Source organism: Marinomonas phycocola, assembly GCF_047525455.1.
Lineage (GTDB): Bacteria > Pseudomonadota > Gammaproteobacteria > Pseudomonadales > Marinomonadaceae > Marinomonas.
Map to the genome: position 1 here is coordinate 1 of NZ_JBLIXL010000012.1, position 18,251 is coordinate 18,251.

Sequence of the window (18,251 nt, forward strand, 5' to 3'; positions counted from 1 at the left end):
AAGAAACAAGAAAGTAAAATCAAAACGATGTTTTTTCTTCTTGTTGGACTGTGACTCGTTGTTCTGAGTGCTTGTCCGTGTCAGCGAGGGCGTATATTAAGGATCTACAGATTTAGTGCAACCTTTTTTTCACTTTATTTGAAAAAATAAATAACACATGAAAAACAACCGAGCTAATTGCTCCCTCTTCAGAGGACAACAATCTCTCAACTCATTTTAAGCTAATACTCTCTAGCCCCCAATAATAGCTACGTCATAACCACAAAAAAACCAGCATGTTTCCCACACTGGTTTTTAAGATTATAACACACTTAAGCATTACAACGGATTAACCGCCAACGTAACTTAACATAACACCAGCTGCTACAGCAGAACCAATTACACCCGCTACATTTGGCCCCATTGCATGCATCAACAAGAAATTCTGTTTATTTGTTTCCAAACCAACTTTGTTGGCAACTCGTGCCGCCATAGGGACAGCCGATACACCCGCTGCACCAATGAGAGGGTTCACCTTAACATCGGCAAAACGGTTCATCGTTTTCGCCATAATAATACCAGCAGCAGTACCAATAGAGAAAGCAACTAAACCCAAAGACAAAATACCTAATGTCTCAAAGTTCAAAAACTCTTCTGAGCTCATTTTAGAACCAACGCCTAAACCAAGGAAAATCGTCACGGTGTTAATCAAAGCATTTTGAGCCGTATCACTTAATCGATCAACAACACCACACTCTTTCATTAAGTTACCGAAACAAAACATTCCCAACAATGGCGCGGCAGACGGTAAAAACATAGCGACAAGAAGCAATACAACTAATGGGAACACAATTTTTTCAGCTTTCGACACAGACCTCAGTTGCACCATTTTAATAGAGCGCTCTTCATGAGTCGTTAACGCTCTCATGATAGGCGGCTGAATCAAAGGAACCAAAGCCATATACGAATAAGCAGCAACCGCAATCGCACCCAATAAATCAGGCGCCAATCGACTCGCCACAAAAATTGCCGTCGGGCCATCTGCACCACCAATGATACCAATTGCGGCAGCATCTGCTAAAGTAAAGTCCATGATACCAGTAGCACCAAGGAAAACGGCACCAATAACGGTAGCAAAAATCCCAAACTGAGCAGCAGCACCAAGTAACAAGGTCTTAGGATTGGCCAGCATAGGGCCAAAATCGGTCATCGCCCCTACACCCATAAAGATAAGCAAAGGGAACAAACCGGTTTCAATACCGCCATGATAAATATAATACTGAAGACCACCCGGAGAAACCAAATGACCAACAGCATCGTAGACAGGAGCGGACATAAAGCCAGCTCCCGGAATATTTACCATAATAGTACCAATACCAATAGGTAACAGTAGCAAAGGCTCAAAGCCTTTCTTTATCGCTAAATAAATAAGCACCAAACCCACAACTATCATCATGGTTTGACCAAACTCAAGTTGGTGTATACCTGTATCGTGATATAAATTTAAAAGTTTACTTTCCATCTTTCTTAAACCTTCTACAGGGTAACCAGTGATTGGCCGACTTGCACAGAATCACCTTCTTTAACATGGATAGAGCCAATGACACCAGAAGACGGAGCAGATATTTCTGTTTCCATTTTCATAGCTTCCAAAATAATGATAGTTTCGCCCTCTTCTACTTGCTGACCAGGTGACACTAGAACTTTAAAAATATTCCCAGCCAATGGTGAAGGGATGGACTCACCACTACCGCTGACCGCTGGTACAGCTACAGCAACGGGTGCAGCGGCTAAATTAGCACCACTTGCATTATGAATACTTTCAACATCACCACCATCAGTTACTTGAACAACGTAATTCTGACCAGAAACAGTGACTGTATAAACACTAGGCTCTGAAGAAGATTTAGTCGCTGGAGCCGCAGCTTCTGCCGTTGGCATAGGTTCAAATGCATCTGGGTTGTTTCTATTCTCAATAAATTTCAAGCCTATTTGAGGGAACAATGCATAAGTCAACACATCATCAATTTTAGCGTCAGCCAATACTAAACTCTTGTCTTTAGCCAGTGCTATAAGTTCAGCTTCTAACATATCCATTTCTGGTGAAAGCAAGTCTGCTGGACGACAAGTGATAGGGGACGCGCCATTCAATACTTTCGCTTGAAGCTCTGCATTATATGGCGCAGGAGCAGCACCATACTCCCCTTTTAAAATACCAGCCGTTTCTTTTGAAATTGATTTGTAACGTTCACCAGTCAGAACATTTAACACGGCTTGAGTACCCACTATCTGCGACGTTGGTGTAACCAAAGGAATCAAACCTAGATCTTCGCGTACACGAGGAATTTCTTGAAGTACGTCATCAAATTTATCAGCAGCACCTTGCTCTCTTAACTGACCTTCCATGTTTGTCAACATGCCGCCAGGAACCTGAGCAATCAAAATACGAGAGTCGGTACCACGTAAAGAGCCTTCGAATTTAGAGTACTTTTTACGTACTTCTCTAAAATAGGCAGCAATTTCTTCAAGAAGCGTCAAATCCAGAGCTGTATCACGATCGGTACCTTGTAATGCAGCAACAACCGTTTCTGTTGCCGTATGTCCGTATGTCATAGACATAGAAGAAATAGCAGTATCTACGCGATCAACACCCGCTTCAATTGCTTTCAAAATAGTCATGTCGGACAAACCTGAAGTAGCATGAGCATGCAGTTGTACTTCCAACTGTGTTTGGGCTTTAAGTAAACCAACAAGCTCAAACGCATCGTAAGGCGTTAAAATGCCAGACATGTCTTTAATTGCGATTGAGTCAGCACCCATATCTTCCAATGTTTTTGCATAATCCACCCAGTTCTGAGTAGTATGAACCACACTTTTCGTATAAGAAATTGTACCTTGAGCGTGCTTTCCCATCCCTTTAACGGATTCGATAGCAGTCTTAAGATTTCTAGGGTCATTCATCGCATCAAAAATACGAAATACATCAATGCCGTTCGTTGCTGCACGCTCTACAAACTTACTTACAACATCATCAGCATAATGGCGATAGCCCAATAGGTTTTGACCACGTAACAACATTTGCTGAGGTGTTTTTGGCATCGCTTTTTTCAATTCACGAATGCGATCCCACGGATCTTCACCAATAAAGCGAATGCACGAATCAAATGTTGCCCCACCCCAAGATTCAAGTGACCAAAAACCAACTTGATCCAGTTTTTCAGCGATAGGAAGCATGTCACCAATACGAAGACGAGTCGCAAAAAGTGATTGGTGAGCATCCCTTAAAACCACATCGGTAATGCCTAGAGGTTGCTTGTTTACAGTCATACTATCAGCCCCTGATATATTTTTATTTGGAATAAATATTAATGGTTAACGTCTATTTCTATGCTGATGAATAGCAGCAGTTATAACCGCTTTTAAATGTTCATCTTGAGCCTGTACAGCTGGCTTATCACCTGCAGGTACGTTACTCGTCTTAGCTACTGGAACAGCTTCTGGAAAATATTCGATCAGTAAGGTCGACATAAATCTTGTTGCAAAGATCAAAAGAACTAAGAATAAGAAAACAAACCCCATCCCCAAGACCAATAAACCAAAGCCATCTTGAATCAACTCATTCATTTCTACATAAGCCTCTATCTAAATATTAACTATTAGACTTGTTTGAATTCAGTGTTTGTGATCATATTCATCCAAGCACCGAGCTATCTACCACTTAATGCACACTTTTATATCACAAAGCATAACAGTTTCATATTTTTTATACATAACAGTTAGGTTTATTTTCAACTATCCCAATCTTCCAAGAAATCACAAATGCATTCACACATTAAACTTGCCGTCGCCCCCATGGAAGGCATAATGGATCACACTCTAAGACAACTTTTATCAGAAATAGGAGGCATGGATTACTTTGTTTCGGAATTTGTTCGAGTAACACAATACCCTATTCCGAGCCACACATTCCATAGACTAGTACCTGAAAACACACAAAACGCAGTTACGTCAAACCATCACCCAGTACACACACAAATACTCGGAAGCAACCCTGAATTAATGGCACTAAGCGCTTTAAATGCCGTCAATTCAGGAACAACTCATATTGACGTCAATTTCGGTTGCCCTGCCAAAAGAGTAAACGGTCATGGAGGAGGCTCTGTGCTACTACAAGACCCAACCACTTTAAACAATATAATGAACGCAATAAAAAACACCATCCCTGAAAAAATTCATATGTCAGCTAAAATTCGTCTTGGCTATGAAGATGAGTCACTATTATTTGAAAATGTTGCTGCCATCGAAGCCGCAGGCACTCAATCACTCACTATACACGGCAGAACAAAAAAAGACGGCTACAGGCCGCCAGCTCGATGGAGGAGAATCGGAGAAATAAATCAAAGAAGCACTATGGAGGTTATTGCAAATGGCGACATCATCAACACTGCATCATTACAACACTGCCTAGAAGAAACTCAGTGCCACCATTTCATGATCGGTAGAGGCGCATTAGCCAATCCATTTGTTTTTCAAGATATAAGGAACGAATTGGCGGGAGCTAAAACGCAAGATCACACTCACGAACTTGAAACACTGCTAAAACGATACATTAGCATTTTACAGGTACATTATGATGAGATAGCAACACTTGGCCGCCTAAAACAATGGTGTGGCAATTTAAAGAATCATTTCTCTTTAATTGAAAAAAATCTAAAGCCACTACGTCAAAGCCAATCGGTTAACGACTTCATCACCACACTAGAAAAAATATCAAAGTAAAAGTGCACGTTAAGGAAAGGGATTTTCTCGAATGATGCATCAGGAAGGATTCGAGCCTTCAACCGCTCGGTTCGTAGCCGAGCTATTCTATATAACCGAGCAACGGGTGCGCTCAGATTCTATATAAACTCATAATGAAAAGGGCATTAAACAGTGCAAGAAGTGTATTTGGTGCATCCGGAAGGATTCGAACCTTCGACCGCTCGGTTCGTAGCCGAGTACTCTATCCAGCTGAGCTACGGATGCGCTCAAATTTTACAATGGCATTTTAACGACGCGTTAAAATTACTTGCTTAATGGTGCATCCGGAAGGATTCGAACCTTCGACCGCTCGGTTCGTAGCCGAGTACTCTATCCAGCTGAGCTACGGATGCATTAATGGCGGAGAGTGAGGGATTCGAACCCTCGATGAGTTTCACCCCATACTCCCTTAGCAGGGGAGCGCCTTCGGCCACTCGGCCAACTCTCCAAACAAGTGCGGCGTATTATAGATGCCTCATTTGTTTTGTAAAGGCTTTTTTGAAAAAAATTAAATTTAATCTTCTTCGTGTTCACCTTGCTCTTTTTGAATGCGCAAATAAATCTCTTCACGATGTACAGAAACATCTTTTGGCGCATTAATACCAATACGTACTTGATTACCTTTTACACCCAAAACAGTAACAGACACTTCATCACCAACCATTAGGGTTTCACCAACTCGACGAGTAAGAATTAACATATATATCTCCTTAATTATCCTTTCTAACATTTATAGAAAGAGACATATCTTACAAATAAAGTAAGACATATCTTACAAGCCGAATTGTAGCTGCTGAATCAAATTTAATCCAATCTTTTTCAGCAACTTATAGCAAAACACTTAAGCTTTGCTTATACCGTGATGAGCACCTTCACTCAACTTAAAAGCGGAGTGCAATGATCTAACAGCCAACTCCATGTATTTCTCATCAATAATAACAGACACCTTAATCTCAGAAGTTGAGATTAACTGAATGTTAATTGACTCGTTCGCCAATGCTTTGAACATAGTACTTGCTACACCAGCATGAGAACGCATACCCACACCAACAATAGACACCTTAGCGATTTTAGCATCGCCAATCACATCACGAGCGCCTAAGGTGTCTTTAATCTCTTCCAATAGCTCAAGAGCCTTATTGAATTCATTGCGATGCACTGTGAATGTAAAGTCTGTCGTGCCGTCAGCAGAGACATTCTGCACAATCATATCAACTTCAATGTTGGCATCACTAACAGGCACAAGAATTCTCGATGCAATACCAGGAATATCAGGCACGCCTTTTAATGTTAATTTAGCTTCGTCACGGTTAAACGCAACGCCAGAAACAGCTGGCTGTTCCATACCTTCATTCTCCTCAGTAGTAATTAATGTACCTTCACCATCTTCAAAACTAGAAAGAACGCGCAACGGCACTTGATACTTTCCAGCAAATTCTACAGAACGAATCTGTAGGATTTTTGATCCAAGACTTGCCATCTCAAGCATTTCTTCAAACGTGATTTTTTCCAAGCGGCGGGCGCTGTCTACAACTCTTGGATCCGTTGTGTACACACCATCAACATCGGTATAAATTTGGCATTCATCCGCTTTCAGTGCTGCCGCAAGCGCAACCCCTGTCGTATCCGAGCCACCTCGACCAAGGGTTGTAATATTCCCTTGGGCATCAGCACCTTGAAAGCCAGCCACAACAACAACTCTACCTGCATCAATGTCAGCTCTCATACCTTCAGTATCAATACTTTGAATACGCGCTTTACCGAATGAACTGTCGGTTTCAATACGTACTTGTGAACCAGTATAAGAACGCGCGTCAATACCACGCTTCTTCAGAGCCATACACAGAAGAGCAATAGTGACTTGTTCTCCTGTTGATACAAGCACATCCATCTCTCTAGCGTCTGGCTCATCTTGAATCGCTTTTGCCAATGCAATTAAACGATTCGTTTCACCACTCATAGCCGAAACAGCAACAACAATTTCGTCACCATTGGCTTTATGTCTTTGCACTCGATCGGCAACAGCTTCGATTCGCTCAACAGAGCCTACCGAAGTACCACCATATTTTTGAACTAACAACGCCATAATTTTTAAACTCACTAAATGGCCAATTCAGGCACTTTTACACTCGCTCTGAAACCCAAGCCACAGCAGCATCCAATGCATCCGATAATCCATCAGGATTATTACCACCAGCTTGAGCCATATCTGGTCGACCGCCCCCACGACCATCGACAATTGGAGCAACCGTTTTAATAAGGTCACCCGCTTTCACTTTACTTGTAAGATCTTTGGTAACACCTGCGATTAGATTTACTTTGCCATCATTCACACTACCTAATAGAATAATTGCAGATTCCAACTTACTTTTTAGTTGGTCAAGCATGTCTCGTAAATCTTTTGAATCACCGACTTCTACTTGAGCAACCAACAACTTACCACCGTCAATATCAATTGCTTTAGACGCGATATCAGACCCAGCTTGCGCTGCTATTTTTGATTTCAACTGATCCACTTCTTTTTGTAATGAGCGACTCAGCTCACTAAGAGACGTAACCTTTTCCAATACATTATCCGAGTTACCTTTTACCAAAGAAGCAATATTCTGCAACGTTGACTCGGTTGAACGCACATAATCAAACGCAGCCTTGCCAGTAACTGCTTCAATTCTTCGTACACCCGCCGCTATACCACTCTCAGAAACAATTTTTAATACGCCAATATCACCTGTGCGTTTTGCATGTGTACCACCACACAGTTCTATTGAGAACTCTGGCCCCATTGTTAAAACACGCACATCGCTATCGTATTTCTCACCAAACAGAGCCATGGCCCCTTTTTCTTTTGCAGAATCAACATCCATAATGTCTGTTAATACTTCATGGTTTAAGCGAATTTGTTCATTCACCATGTCTTCCACTTGCTCAAGTTCAACCGACGTCACGCCTTCAAAATGAGAGAAGTCGAAACGTAGACGCTCTGAGTCACACAAAGACCCTTTCTGATGCACATGATCACCTACCACGCGCCGTAGTGCTTCATGCAACAAATGCGTAGCAGAATGATTCAATGCTGTTGCAGAACGCAGAGAGACATCCACAGCTGCCGTTAATGTATCCCCAACAGCAATAGAACCTTCACGCAAGACACCATGGTGTAAATGTGTTTTACCCTGCTTCGTCGTATTAGAAACATTAAAAGCACCATTACCACGCAACCAACCTTTGTCTCCTACCTGCCCGCCTGACTCACCATAAAATGGAGTCTGAGCCAAGACAATCACAGCATTTTGCCCTGCCTGCAGTTGGCCCACCTTCACCCCATCAACAATAATCGACTCAACAACACCATCATCCACTAAATTAGAGTAGCCCGTAAACTCTGTTTCAGACGCTGAAATTACACTCGACATATCCATAGTAAATTGACTCGCCGAACGCGCTCTTGTGCGTTGCGCCTCCATAGCCACTTCAAAACCAGATTCATCAATTTCTAAATCACGCTCACGTGCCACGTCGTTTGTTAAATCAGCCGGAAAACCGTATGTGTCGTACAACTTAAATACAACATCACCAGAAATAATCTTAGAATTCGCAGGCATTTCTGAAATAGCTTCATCAAGAATACGCATCCCTTGCTCTAAGGTTTTCGCAAACTGTTCCTCTTCTTTCAACAAAATAGACGATATGCGGCCATTTAATTTATTCAAAGCGGGATAGGCTTCCCCCATTTCTACACACAGCGCATCCACCAATTTATGGAAGAAGGCGCTCTTTTGACCCAATTTATGTCCATGGCGAATCGCACGACGAATAATTCGCCTTAGTACATACCCGCGCCCCTCATTTGAAGGCACGATGCCATCCACGATCATAAACGAACAAGATCGAATATGATCAGCAATCACTCGTAAAGATTGCGCCGCCAAATCTTGAGTCCCGACAACACTAGCAGCAGCCTTTATTAAGCCTTGAAAAAGATCAATTTCATAATTACTGTGAACACCTTGAAGAATGGCCGCAATACGCTCAAGACCCATTCCTGTATCGACTGAGGGTTTCGGTAGTAACGCCATATTACCGTCCGCTGAACGATTATATTGCATAAAAACCACATTCCAAATTTCGATAAAACGGTCACCGTCTTCTTCAGGCGAACCTGGAGGCCCACCCCAAATATGTGCACCATGATCATAAAATACTTCTGTACAAGGCCCACAAGGCCCTGTATCACCCATTTGCCAGAAATTATCCGAGGCATAACGAGCACCTTTATTGTCTCCGATTCGGATAATACGCTCAGCAGGGATCCCTATCTTAGTGGCCCATAAGTCATAAGCTTCATCATCTTCTTCATAAACCGTTACGAGTAGCTTGTCTTTAGGCAGCTTCAGAACATCGGTCAAAAACTCCCACGCAAAACCAATTGCTTCTTCTTTAAAATAATCCCCGAAACTGAAATTCCCAAGCATCTCAAAAAACGTATGGTGACGAGCGGTATAACCTACATTTTCTAAATCATTATGCTTACCACCGGCTCGAACGCAGCGTTGAGAGGTTGTCGCTCGCGTATAAGAACGGTGATCTTGCCCTAAGAAAACGTCTTTAAATTGCACCATACCTGCATTAGTGAAAAGCAAAGTAGGATCGTTTCCTGGAATTAAAGAACTTGAGTCAACAATTTGATGTTGTTGACCTGAAAAGTATTCTAAAAATGACTTGCGTAGCTCTGAACTCTTCATAATAAAGTAAGACTCTATGTTGTTTCTTATAGCAAAAAAGGGGATTGAGCAATTAACACTTGCGAGAAATATATCCAATGGATAAATAAAAGCCCAAAATAGTACACTCAAACATCCTATACTTTCAAAAAAAAACATCTCTTTTTTGGCTTTTTTTTCTTTTACTATAAAAAAAGCGCCTATATTTGCAATATAAGCGCTTTCTGAACAATCACAGTCCAACTAATTTAGATGTATTTTATTCTGGGCCTACCTGTCATTCGAGTCACCAGTTCATAACCAATGGTAGACGCGTGGGTTGCCACTCTTTCAACAGGTAGCTGATCACCCCATAATTGCACATTAGAACCAATTACAACATTTCTGACATTCGTTACATTTACCGTGATCATGTCCATGGATACACGCCCAGCTAAACCACACTCAATACCGTTCACAACAACAGGAGTACCATTAATCGCATTACGGGGGTAACCATCACCATACCCGACAGCGATAGTGGCTATTTTTTCTTCTTTTTGTGCCTCATAACTTTCGGAGTAGCCTACTTTCCTTCCCGGTTCGATGGTTCTCAACGAAATCACTTTCGACGCAAACGTCATCACAGGTTCTAAACCCAATTCGGTATTACGGATACCATCAAAGGGAGAGATTCCATATAACATGATACCAGGTCGAATCCATCCACCCTTAGGTATACTCCATTTCAAAATGGCAGCAGAATTGGCCACGCTTGCTTGAATGCTTCCACATCGTTCACGAACCTGATTAAAGCACGTTAATTGATTTTCTGTTGTTTCGATTGTTAAATCATCTGCACTCGAAAAGTGCGACATAAGAACAACTTCGTCAATACGTTTGGAAGATCGCAAGGTACCGACTAAGTCAGGGGCATCTTCAGGCCTCAAGCCTAATCGATGCATTCCAGTGTCAACCTTCACAAACACCTTCTCCAACGTTACTCCTGATTCTAAAAAAGACGTTGCCTGAAACTCATTTTCAATTGCCGACCAAAAACCCTGCTTCTCACACACATGCCACTCAGCAGCTTCGAACACGCCTTCCAAAAGCATAATAGGAGATTGAACACCAGACGCCCTTAATTCAATAGCCTCTTCAATAGACGCAACAGCAAAAGCATCCACCGTGTCATCTAAATATTTCGAAACAGCTACCGCACCATGCCCATAAGCATTCGCTTTCACCACCGCAAACGCTTTACTGTCGGGATGCAAGGATTTAGCCAGCAAATAATTATGCTTTATAGACGCAAGGTTAACTATTTTAATAAGTGGACGAGCCATATAAGCCTCAATGATTGAGATAAACGGTAAAGTTGATAGGCATATTTATACACTATTAATCGAAATTATGAACTGGGATTTTAACTAATATACAGTGAAATATTCTTAATTTCTTAAATTTAATAGATTATTAAACTAAACACCCTCTATCACGCTATTTGCATCCTATTAACATCGTATTTTTCCAAAAAAACACGCCTTTCTTATGTCTCAAAATGAAACTGTTTGAACGGTATAAAAATCATCAATGGGTTGAAAATACCCTTACTAAGCTTAAAGAGCTCAATTACCTTAACGATCAATACTTTGAGGAATATAGTGTCGAATCAAATCATCAAGAAGCATAGGGAACATTACAACCCAGCACGCATGCAAAATTAGTAAGACACTTAACGCTTCCTTTTCTTCTTTTGCTCTGACTAACTTTGTCTCCAACATTCCTACATACCCTTGCGATTCCACAACCATCGCTTTAAACTCACCCAACCTTTCGCTTTGCTCACTAGTATCAGCATCAGATTCAATCAGCCCCTTCATATCAGCAATAACGTTCATTGAGTTGTCACCCTCTTTTAACGCTTTGTCTTTTGCATGCAACACTTCTTCTGTCTTCAGCAAATCCACATTCAAATCATAACGCACCCTATGCAATGAATCTAATTTGCGCTCTAAATCTTTAACGGAACGACTTCTATCTGAAAAAATGTTTTCTAGCCTTACAATAAGAACATCATTACTTAATTGAATTCTCTGACTAATAAAACCCAATTTCATCTGTTTGTTTTCTTTTTGAAGGGCATGACTCGTCTTTAGCTGTTCATTTGATATTTTTTTAGATCCGATACTGTTTTAATAACCCCATAACCCATCTCAGCTAAAACATTAGGATTACTCATTGAATTGATAAAAGACTCTAAATGGGCGTTAGCTTCTATCAAGTCAGGATTATAAGTTAACCCTAGATGCAGACGGTCATAGCGCTTACGAGCAAACAGACGCAACATTAGTCGGATGTTAGACGCATGTTCGTCGCAAATTCACAATAAGTTCGATCATGAATTCAATGACGAGTTGTCACCAATACAGTTTTTAAAAACAAGACTTTACGGAGATAAATACTGCCTAGGAACTGGGAGCATAGCAACATTCTCGTAGACACGAAAATAGGAGCGGCTCACCGCTTCAGCACGATAACGGAGAAGTTATTTGCCTGTTGTGGATAGAAGCTATATATTTAGACTCACTTGTCTGCATCCCCCTAACTATTTGAAATAGAGTGATATATGTTATTGTTACATTGAAAGTATTAGGGCTCGTGGTGATATCAACAATCGGTGAAGGATTATAGCTACTAAACTATAACGTTGTAACGAAGTTAACTTTATCAGTGGTAAGTAAACCGAAAAAACCTCAACTTACCGATCACTTTTAAACAATTCAATTTAGAAAGCTAAAGTGAGTGATATGAATTTAATTAAAGAGCTAATGGATAAAATTAGAGCGTTAAATCAGCTTCAATTTTTATTTCTAGATAAAAATATGCCACTTGCAGAGTCAAATGACATTAAGACTTTTACTGCCTATCTCAACTATTGCGTAGATAAAGGCGTATCTATTGCTTTTTTAGCTGAATCATATGACTTGATCGTAAAAGACATGTTCAAAGAACAGGTTTATTTTCAAAGACATAAACGCTATCGTCACTCAAATTATAGCGACGTAGCCAACTCTGTTTATCAAAATAAAGAGTACATGACAAAATACATGTACGGATTGGCCTTGACTGCATTTTTATGGCCAAATCATAGAGCTATACATCATTTTTTCTTAAAAGAAATTGTAAAAAATCGCACTGGACAGTATCTAGAAATAGGCCCGGGGCATGGCTTGTACTTTATGCAAAGCATGATTAACGGCCGCTTTTCTAGCTATAAAGGCGTTGACATTAGCCCAACAAGTGTGGAGATGACTAAAGATATTCTTCAGAGTAAGCATTTTGGTGACTTTCAAGATTACACCATAGAGTGTTCTGACTTTTTAACAAGCTCCGTTAGTGGTAAGTATGACTTTATCGTTATGTCTGAAGTGTTAGAGCATGTTGAAAATCCTGATATTTTTCTAGAAAAAATTAAAATATTATTGAACAAAAACGGAGCGGCATTTATAACAACCTGCATCAACTCTCCAGCCATCGACCATATTTTTTTATACGATACGGTTGAGATGCTAGTTACTCAGGTTGAAAAAGCTGGCCTAAAAGTTGTAACTAAACTGATTGTGCCCTATGCCAATCTAACATTAGAAGAATCTATGAATAAGTTATTACCCGTTAATGTGGCTATGAGTTTAGAGTTGAAATGAACGATTTTGGATTGAGCTTTCATCACTTAGGCTTGGCTGTTCGTCAGAGCGAAGGAGCATTAACTTTTCTAAAAGGCCTTGGTTATACGATAAGCCCTCCTGTCTATGATCATAATCAAAAAGTTAATTTGATTATGTGTACAAGTTCATATCAACCAAATATTGAACTCATTTTTCCATCAGAAGATGCAGGACCTTTAGATAACATATTAAAATCACACGATACCTTAATTTACCATACTTGTTACGAAAGTGTTGACATAGACAATTCCATTCAAAAAATTAAAGACAACGGCCACCGCGTACTGACCGTCTCGGATAAAAAGCAAGCCCCTCTTTTTGAAGGCCGACTTGTTGCTTTTTATTTTATCAAAGGCATGGGGTTAATTGAAATTTTAGAAGGTAATAAATGACTATTCCTCATTTATCTTTTTCAGGTATGCTCAAACAGTTAGGGAAACACGAAGCAGGCCAAATGAAACCTCTTAATATTACTATTTTAAGAAATATAGTATTAGAGCCTATTGAAGTTCCAATAAAGTATTTTTCTCAAAAATCTAATTATGAAGCTCAACTAACTTTTGGTGAATTAGACAACATTTTTCAAGACAGCCTTGATGTAAAAAAAATACAAGAAAATACAGATGTTGTTTTAATTGTATCGCCCCTACATGCCTTAAGTGAAAAAATATTAAATTCTTTTAGTAGTCTCTCCCAAGAGCAGAGAGAAAAAGAACTCAATTATATAAAAGATCTAGTATTAGGTACGCTCAGAAACATAAGGCAATTAAATGTAAATTGTACGATTTTTTGGCTAAGTTTTGAGTTACCAGTAAATCCAGCGTACGGTATAAATGACCATAATATGCCTAATGGACATACTCAATTTATTAAAAAGATCAACCTCCAAATTTCTAATATAATAAGCCAATTTAATGGTTGTATTCTATTAAATAGTGATTCTTTATTGAGGCAGATAGGCGTCGAAAATTTTTATGATTGGAGATATTGGTATATAAATCGATGTCTATACAGCAAAGACACATTAATTAGTGTGGCACGGCTAATGCTGGGATATATCGACAGCCTTCAAGGAGGAACTAAAAAATGTTTAGTACTAGATTGTGATAATACACTTTGGGGAGGTGTTGTCGGTGAAGATGGATTAGCGGGAATAAAGTTATCAACTCACTATCCAGGTTCATGTTATCGAGACTTTCAAAGCGCAATAGTGGACTTGCATCATCAAGGGGTAATTATTGCTCTATGCAGTAAGAATAATGAAACTGATGTTATGGACGTATTGAGCAACCACCCCTATATGCTACTAAAAAAAGAACATATAAGCATTTACCAAATTAATTGGCATGATAAAGCATCTAATCTTACTCGCATTGCAGAACAACTCAACATTAGTGTAGATAGCCTTGTTTTTATTGACGACAGTGAATTTGAGATAGCCTTAGTTAATAAACAGTTACCACAGGTAAGAACTATTTTGCTAGATAAAAAAAAGCCAGCTGAATATAATTCAATGCTAAGGGAACTAACTTGCTTCGATAAAATATCGATAACCTCAGAAGATATTAATCGAGGGAAGCGCTATAAGGAGCAATCTGAAAGAATTAGCTACGCAAAAGAAACCAACAATATTGATGATTACCTTCGAACACTAGAGATGCATTTAAAAGTCTCTTTAGCGACTAAAAATAATATCTCCAGAGTCGCACAGCTAACCCAAAAAACAAATCAGTTTAATCTGACCACTAAACGTTATAGTGAAGATGACATAAAAACACGTATTGACTCAAATAAATATGATGTTGTCCTGCTAGAAGTATCTGATCGTTTTGGTTATATGGGAGAAGTCGGGGTTGTTATTGTTTCGTATCATGAAAATCTTGCAATTATTGATACCTTCCTACTTTCTTGTCGAATACTTGGACGCACTGTCGAAAAAGCTTTTTTAAGTAACGTGTTACAAACACTTAAACTTAAGGGAATTTTGGTTGTGAATGCCAGTTACCTTCCTACATCAAAAAATAGCCAAGTAGCCTACTTTTATAATGAACTTGGCTTTAATGTTAAATCAGAATCTAATACTGAAACCACATATGAGTTAATACTTAATTATATTTGTGAAAACAATAATGATACGTATTTTATTATTGAAAGTTTATGGCAAACTACGATTAAATAAGGTGGAATACATGGAACAAAAACTTTTAGATTTATTGAGTGATGTATTAGGTGTACCGACTGAATCACTTAATATTGAGTCATCTTCCCAAACAGTTGAAAGCTGGGATTCTTTAAAACATATGAATATCATTTTTGCCGTAGAAGACGAATTCGGAATTCTAATACCCGACGAGAAACTATCAGAAACGACGAGCGTAAAATTGCTATTAGATGTAATTCAAGAGGGTTAGTAAGTTGCCTCGTTATCACTACACAAAAAATTGTATTGTAGATTCATTACGTTCACTAGAGATTAGTAAAGGCGATGTGGTTTTTAGCCATATATCATTACTAGAGCTTGGGCTCTGTCAAAGTGATGTCGTTGACACTTTTATTAGTGCAATGAAAGAAGTAATCGGTGAGGAAGGCAGTTTCTTAACACCTTCTTATAGTTATAGTTTTTGTAATGGTAAAGATTTTGACCCTCTAACTACGAAATCTGAAGTAGGGGCTTTTAGCAATGCTTTGATATCAAGGCACAAAATGGCGAGGAGCATTGACCCTCTATTTTCTCTAGTAGGTTTCGGCCCCCATACCGCAGAGCTTTTTAAGGCGCTTCCACCGTCTAGTTTTGGTGAAGACTGTGTATATGAAAGATTGTTAAAGGCAAACGCTAAAGTTTGTAATATTGGGATATCATTTTTCTGCTTTACGCCCATTCATTACCTAGAAAGAACTTTGAATGTTCCATACCGCTTCGACAAAGTATTTTCTGGAACATGCATTTTAGAAAATGAACGTATACCCATTGAATGGGATTATTACGTTAGACATCTAAATGAGTGCTGCGTTGCTGATTGTAGCTTACTACACAACGAAAGTTTAAAAAGAGGCATCACTTCACAAGCCTCGCTTGGGCTAGGGCAAGTTTATGCAGCACCATTAGCCCAACTGTATAAACTTGCCGAGAATTTAATTAAACAAGATCAATGGTGTTTGGTTCAAGGAAATAGTGAAAGCTTTATTGCTCATAATGAAAACCCCAAAAATGGATAACGTTACTAATTTTTCGTTGTTAGCTATTTAGCTCACCATATTAATAATAAAGATTTAAAAGGAAGGATATATGCATAATTTAGGCGCAGAAATGCATCACTTATGCCGAGAGTTGTTTCCAATCTGTAGAAGCATAACAGGCAATGGTTTTCGAGAATCATTGTCTATACTGGGCAAACATCTCCCGAATTTAATGACAAAAGAAGTACCAACAGGTACTAAATGCTTTGACTGGGAAGTACCTAAAGAATGGAATATCACAGATGCTTATATTATTAACCCTAAAGGTGAAAAAATTTGTGATTTTCAGCAGTTAAACCTGCATGTTATGGGATATTCATCCCCTGTAGATCAAGTAATTTCACTTGAAGCATTACAACAACACCTTTATTCACTTCCAGAGCAGCCTGATGCGGTTCCATATATAACTTCATATTACAAGGAACGCTGGGGATTTTGCATTAGCCAAATAGAAAGAGATAAATTAGTCCCTGGAGATTATCGGGTATTTATAGACAGTGAATTGAAGAATGGCTCTCTTACTTACGGAGAATTAATCATCCCAGGGGAGTCACAGAAAGAAATTTTTATATCAAGTTACCTTTGCCATCCCTCAATGGCTAATAATGAACTTTCAGGGCCAATCGTAGCAACATTTATAGCAAAATGGTTAGCTGGATTGAAAAAAAGAAAATACACCTATCGCATCGTTATTATCCCCGAAACTATTGGCTCTATTACCTATTTGAGTCGAAACTATAAAGAAATGAAGAAAAACATCGTTGCAGGATTCAACCTTACCTGTATAGGGGATGAGAGATCTTATTCATACTTACCATCAAGGCTCGGTAACACACTGGCTGACAAGTCCGTTCTCCATGTTTTAAGTAATTTACACCCTGATTTTGTAACGCATAGCTATTTGACAAGAGGTAGCGATGAACGTCAATATTGCAGCCCAGGTATAGACCTTCCTGTTTGCTCGATAATGCGAACTAAATATGGCAGTTATCCTGAGTACCATACGTCCCTAGATGATCTAAATTTGGTTACCGAAAAAGGATTATTTGGGGGCTACGACGTGGTACAAAGAACAATAAAGTGCCTTGAACATAACGAGATCCTACGCTCGACCACCCTTTGTGAACCACAGTTAGGGAAAAGAGGATTGTACCCAACAGTTAGCACCAAAAGTAGTGGAAGTGAGGTAAGAGATATGATGAACTATTTAGCCTACACTGATGGAAAGTTAAGTAATTTAGAAATAGCAGATAAAATAAATACTCCTTTATGGGCACTTCAAGAAACTATTGATAAACTAAAAAGCGAAGGGATTCTTGAATTGAGTGAAGGATAAGAGCTATGCATTTTCACTGGCACAAACCAAAATAGTCAAGCAAAAGTAAACAATGGGATGGACTCACCCCAGATGCACTACTCTAAATAGTCGAGCCTGAATAATGGCGTTTCAAACGTAGAACGCCATGCTTTTTTCATGTTCTTTTGTAAGCGTCCAGCAAACCACACATAACAATCAAATTTCGATTCACATAGTTGATTGAATTTTATATTGAAGTATTTGGGATTGATGCTGCGCTGTTTGCAAAACTTCGTTTGAGTTAATTCAGACAGCTCGAAGTCCTCAAATAATTCAGGCCCATTGTACTTGCAATAGGTCGTCATGGCATGCTCTTTGGATAATAAGAAGCGAGAAGATTACAAATTGAAGTCAGTCATAAATAGATAGGGTTGGATGGGCGCTTACTTTAATGACAAGATATTACCCATAAAAAAGCAGGACACTGTCCTGCTTTTTTATAATACAATC

At 39.3% G+C, this 18,251-nt stretch carries 17 protein-coding genes and 3 tRNA genes; 7 read left to right on the plus strand and 13 right to left on the minus strand.

Going from position 1 to position 18,251, the window contains the following annotated elements; genetic code table 11:
• Window positions 1–328: 328 nt before the first annotated feature.
• The 3 genes from ACMUMJ_RS10175 to ACMUMJ_RS10185 are packed head-to-tail and all read right to left on the minus strand — an operon-like array spanning window position 329 to window position 3,603.
• Window positions 329–1,501 (minus strand): sodium ion-translocating decarboxylase subunit beta, encoded by a 1,173-nt coding sequence (locus ACMUMJ_RS10175; RefSeq protein ID WP_414678724.1) that lies wholly within the window; start codon window positions 1,499–1,501, stop codon window positions 329–331.
• Between the two features lie 14 nt (window positions 1,502–1,515).
• Window positions 1,516–3,306 carry a sodium-extruding oxaloacetate decarboxylase subunit alpha gene (oadA, locus tag ACMUMJ_RS10180; RefSeq protein WP_414678725.1) on the minus strand — a complete coding sequence of 597 codons (1,791 nt, stop codon included), beginning with the start codon at window positions 3,304–3,306 and terminating at the stop codon, window positions 1,516–1,518.
• A 45-nt stretch (window positions 3,307–3,351) separates the two neighbouring features.
• Entirely contained in the window at window positions 3,352–3,603 is a 252-nt protein-coding gene (locus tag ACMUMJ_RS10185) for an OadG family protein (RefSeq protein WP_414678726.1), read from the minus strand.
• Window positions 3,604–3,798: 195 nt separating this feature from the next.
• Here ACMUMJ_RS10185 and ACMUMJ_RS10190 point away from each other — a divergent pair, with 195 nt between their 5' ends.
• Window positions 3,799–4,758: a tRNA dihydrouridine synthase gene (locus ACMUMJ_RS10190; protein ID WP_414678727.1), complete on the plus strand. Its 960-nt coding sequence runs from the start codon at window positions 3,799–3,801 to the stop codon at window positions 4,756–4,758.
• A gap of 169 nt (window positions 4,759–4,927) precedes the next feature.
• On the opposite strand, the gene ACMUMJ_RS10195 is transcribed toward ACMUMJ_RS10190, so the two are convergent.
• The 9 genes from ACMUMJ_RS10195 to ACMUMJ_RS10235 all read right to left on the minus strand — a co-directional run bounded on the left by ACMUMJ_RS10195 (window position 4,928) and on the right by ACMUMJ_RS10235 (window position 11,829).
• Window positions 4,928–5,004, minus strand: a tRNA-Arg gene (locus ACMUMJ_RS10195).
• A gap of 51 nt (window positions 5,005–5,055) precedes the next feature.
• A tRNA-Arg gene (locus ACMUMJ_RS10200) sits at window positions 5,056–5,132 on the minus strand.
• Between the two features lie 5 nt (window positions 5,133–5,137).
• A tRNA-Ser gene (locus tag ACMUMJ_RS10205) sits at window positions 5,138–5,227 on the minus strand.
• 66 nt (window positions 5,228–5,293) lie between these two features.
• Entirely contained in the window at window positions 5,294–5,479 is a 186-nt protein-coding gene (gene csrA, locus ACMUMJ_RS10210; protein ID WP_191601287.1) for a carbon storage regulator CsrA, read from the minus strand.
• 141 nt (window positions 5,480–5,620) lie between these two features.
• Window positions 5,621–6,865: an aspartate kinase gene (locus ACMUMJ_RS10215; RefSeq protein WP_414678807.1), complete on the minus strand. Its 1,245-nt coding sequence runs from the start codon at window positions 6,863–6,865 to the stop codon at window positions 5,621–5,623.
• 37 nt (window positions 6,866–6,902) lie between these two features.
• Window positions 6,903–9,521 carry an alanine--tRNA ligase gene (gene alaS, locus ACMUMJ_RS10220; RefSeq protein ID WP_414678728.1) on the minus strand — a complete coding sequence of 873 codons (2,619 nt, stop codon included), beginning with the start codon at window positions 9,519–9,521 and terminating at the stop codon, window positions 6,903–6,905.
• Window positions 9,522–9,748: 227 nt separating this feature from the next.
• On the minus strand, window positions 9,749–10,825 hold the full coding sequence (alr, locus tag ACMUMJ_RS10225; protein WP_414678729.1) for an alanine racemase: 1,077 nt from the start codon (window positions 10,823–10,825) through the stop codon (window positions 9,749–9,751).
• A gap of 291 nt (window positions 10,826–11,116) precedes the next feature.
• Window positions 11,117–11,599, minus strand: coding sequence for a hypothetical protein (locus ACMUMJ_RS10230; protein WP_414678730.1), 483 nt, complete (start codon window positions 11,597–11,599; stop codon window positions 11,117–11,119).
• 35 nt (window positions 11,600–11,634) lie between these two features.
• On the minus strand, window positions 11,635–11,829 hold the full coding sequence (locus tag ACMUMJ_RS10235) for a hypothetical protein (RefSeq protein WP_414678731.1): 195 nt from the start codon (window positions 11,827–11,829) through the stop codon (window positions 11,635–11,637).
• 460 nt (window positions 11,830–12,289) lie between these two features.
• Here ACMUMJ_RS10235 and ACMUMJ_RS10240 point away from each other — a divergent pair, with 460 nt between their 5' ends.
• From ACMUMJ_RS10240 to ACMUMJ_RS10265, 6 genes are all read left to right on the plus strand, one after another.
• The gene (locus ACMUMJ_RS10240; protein WP_414678733.1) at window positions 12,290–13,186 is read left to right on the plus strand and encodes a class I SAM-dependent methyltransferase; all 897 of its coding nucleotides are present in this window, start codon (window positions 12,290–12,292) and stop codon (window positions 13,184–13,186) included.
• Window positions 13,183–13,599, plus strand: coding sequence for a VOC family protein (locus tag ACMUMJ_RS10245; protein WP_414678734.1), 417 nt, complete (start codon window positions 13,183–13,185; stop codon window positions 13,597–13,599). Before ACMUMJ_RS10240 ends, ACMUMJ_RS10245 begins: the two co-directional genes overlap by 4 nt.
• Window positions 13,596–15,386: an HAD-IIIC family phosphatase gene (locus ACMUMJ_RS10250; protein ID WP_414678735.1), complete on the plus strand. Its 1,791-nt coding sequence runs from the start codon at window positions 13,596–13,598 to the stop codon at window positions 15,384–15,386. Before ACMUMJ_RS10245 ends, ACMUMJ_RS10250 begins: the two co-directional genes overlap by 4 nt.
• 10 nt (window positions 15,387–15,396) lie before the next feature.
• Window positions 15,397–15,618 carry an acyl carrier protein gene (locus ACMUMJ_RS10255; RefSeq protein ID WP_414678736.1) on the plus strand — a complete coding sequence of 74 codons (222 nt, stop codon included), beginning with the start codon at window positions 15,397–15,399 and terminating at the stop codon, window positions 15,616–15,618.
• Window positions 15,619–15,622: 4 nt separating this feature from the next.
• Window positions 15,623–16,423, plus strand: coding sequence for an AAC(3) family N-acetyltransferase (locus tag ACMUMJ_RS10260; protein WP_414678737.1), 801 nt, complete (start codon window positions 15,623–15,625; stop codon window positions 16,421–16,423).
• 70 nt (window positions 16,424–16,493) lie between these two features.
• Window positions 16,494–17,780 (plus strand): DUF4910 domain-containing protein, encoded by a 1,287-nt coding sequence (locus ACMUMJ_RS10265; RefSeq protein WP_414678738.1) that lies wholly within the window; start codon window positions 16,494–16,496, stop codon window positions 17,778–17,780.
• 77 nt (window positions 17,781–17,857) lie between these two features.
• Here the strand turns inward: ACMUMJ_RS10265 and ACMUMJ_RS10270 are convergent, their stop codons facing one another.
• Window positions 17,858–18,106: a hypothetical protein gene (locus ACMUMJ_RS10270; RefSeq protein ID WP_414678739.1), complete on the minus strand. Its 249-nt coding sequence runs from the start codon at window positions 18,104–18,106 to the stop codon at window positions 17,858–17,860.
• Window positions 18,107–18,251: the final 145 nt, after the last annotated feature.

Coding starts and splice junctions, on each gene's coding strand:
- ACMUMJ_RS10175 (WP_414678724.1), bottom strand. CDS start 1,501: ATGGAAAGTAAACTTTTAAATTTATATCACGATACAGGTATACACCAA.
- oadA (WP_414678725.1), bottom strand. CDS start 3,306: ATGACTGTAAACAAGCAACCTCTAGGCATTACCGATGTGGTTTTAAGG.
- ACMUMJ_RS10185 (WP_414678726.1), bottom strand. CDS start 3,603: ATGAATGAGTTGATTCAAGATGGCTTTGGTTTATTGGTCTTGGGGATG.
- ACMUMJ_RS10190 (WP_414678727.1), top strand. CDS start 3,799: ATGCATTCACACATTAAACTTGCCGTCGCCCCCATGGAAGGCATAATG.
- csrA (WP_191601287.1), bottom strand. CDS start 5,479: ATGTTAATTCTTACTCGTCGAGTTGGTGAAACCCTAATGGTTGGTGAT.
- ACMUMJ_RS10215 (WP_414678807.1), bottom strand. CDS start 6,865: ATGGCGTTGTTAGTTCAAAAATATGGTGGTACTTCGGTAGGCTCTGTT.
- alaS (WP_414678728.1), bottom strand. CDS start 9,521: ATGAAGAGTTCAGAGCTACGCAAGTCATTTTTAGAATACTTTTCAGGT.
- alr (WP_414678729.1), bottom strand. CDS start 10,825: ATGGCTCGTCCACTTATTAAAATAGTTAACCTTGCGTCTATAAAGCAT.
- ACMUMJ_RS10230 (WP_414678730.1), bottom strand. CDS start 11,599: ATGAAATTGGGTTTTATTAGTCAGAGAATTCAATTAAGTAATGATGTT.
- ACMUMJ_RS10235 (WP_414678731.1), bottom strand. CDS start 11,829: ATGTTGCGTCTGTTTGCTCGTAAGCGCTATGACCGTCTGCATCTAGGG.
- ACMUMJ_RS10240 (WP_414678733.1), top strand. CDS start 12,290: ATGAATTTAATTAAAGAGCTAATGGATAAAATTAGAGCGTTAAATCAG.
- ACMUMJ_RS10245 (WP_414678734.1), top strand. CDS start 13,183: ATGAACGATTTTGGATTGAGCTTTCATCACTTAGGCTTGGCTGTTCGT.
- ACMUMJ_RS10250 (WP_414678735.1), top strand. CDS start 13,596: ATGACTATTCCTCATTTATCTTTTTCAGGTATGCTCAAACAGTTAGGG.
- ACMUMJ_RS10255 (WP_414678736.1), top strand. CDS start 15,397: ATGGAACAAAAACTTTTAGATTTATTGAGTGATGTATTAGGTGTACCG.
- ACMUMJ_RS10265 (WP_414678738.1), top strand. CDS start 16,494: ATGCATAATTTAGGCGCAGAAATGCATCACTTATGCCGAGAGTTGTTT.
- ACMUMJ_RS10270 (WP_414678739.1), bottom strand. CDS start 18,106: ATGACGACCTATTGCAAGTACAATGGGCCTGAATTATTTGAGGACTTC.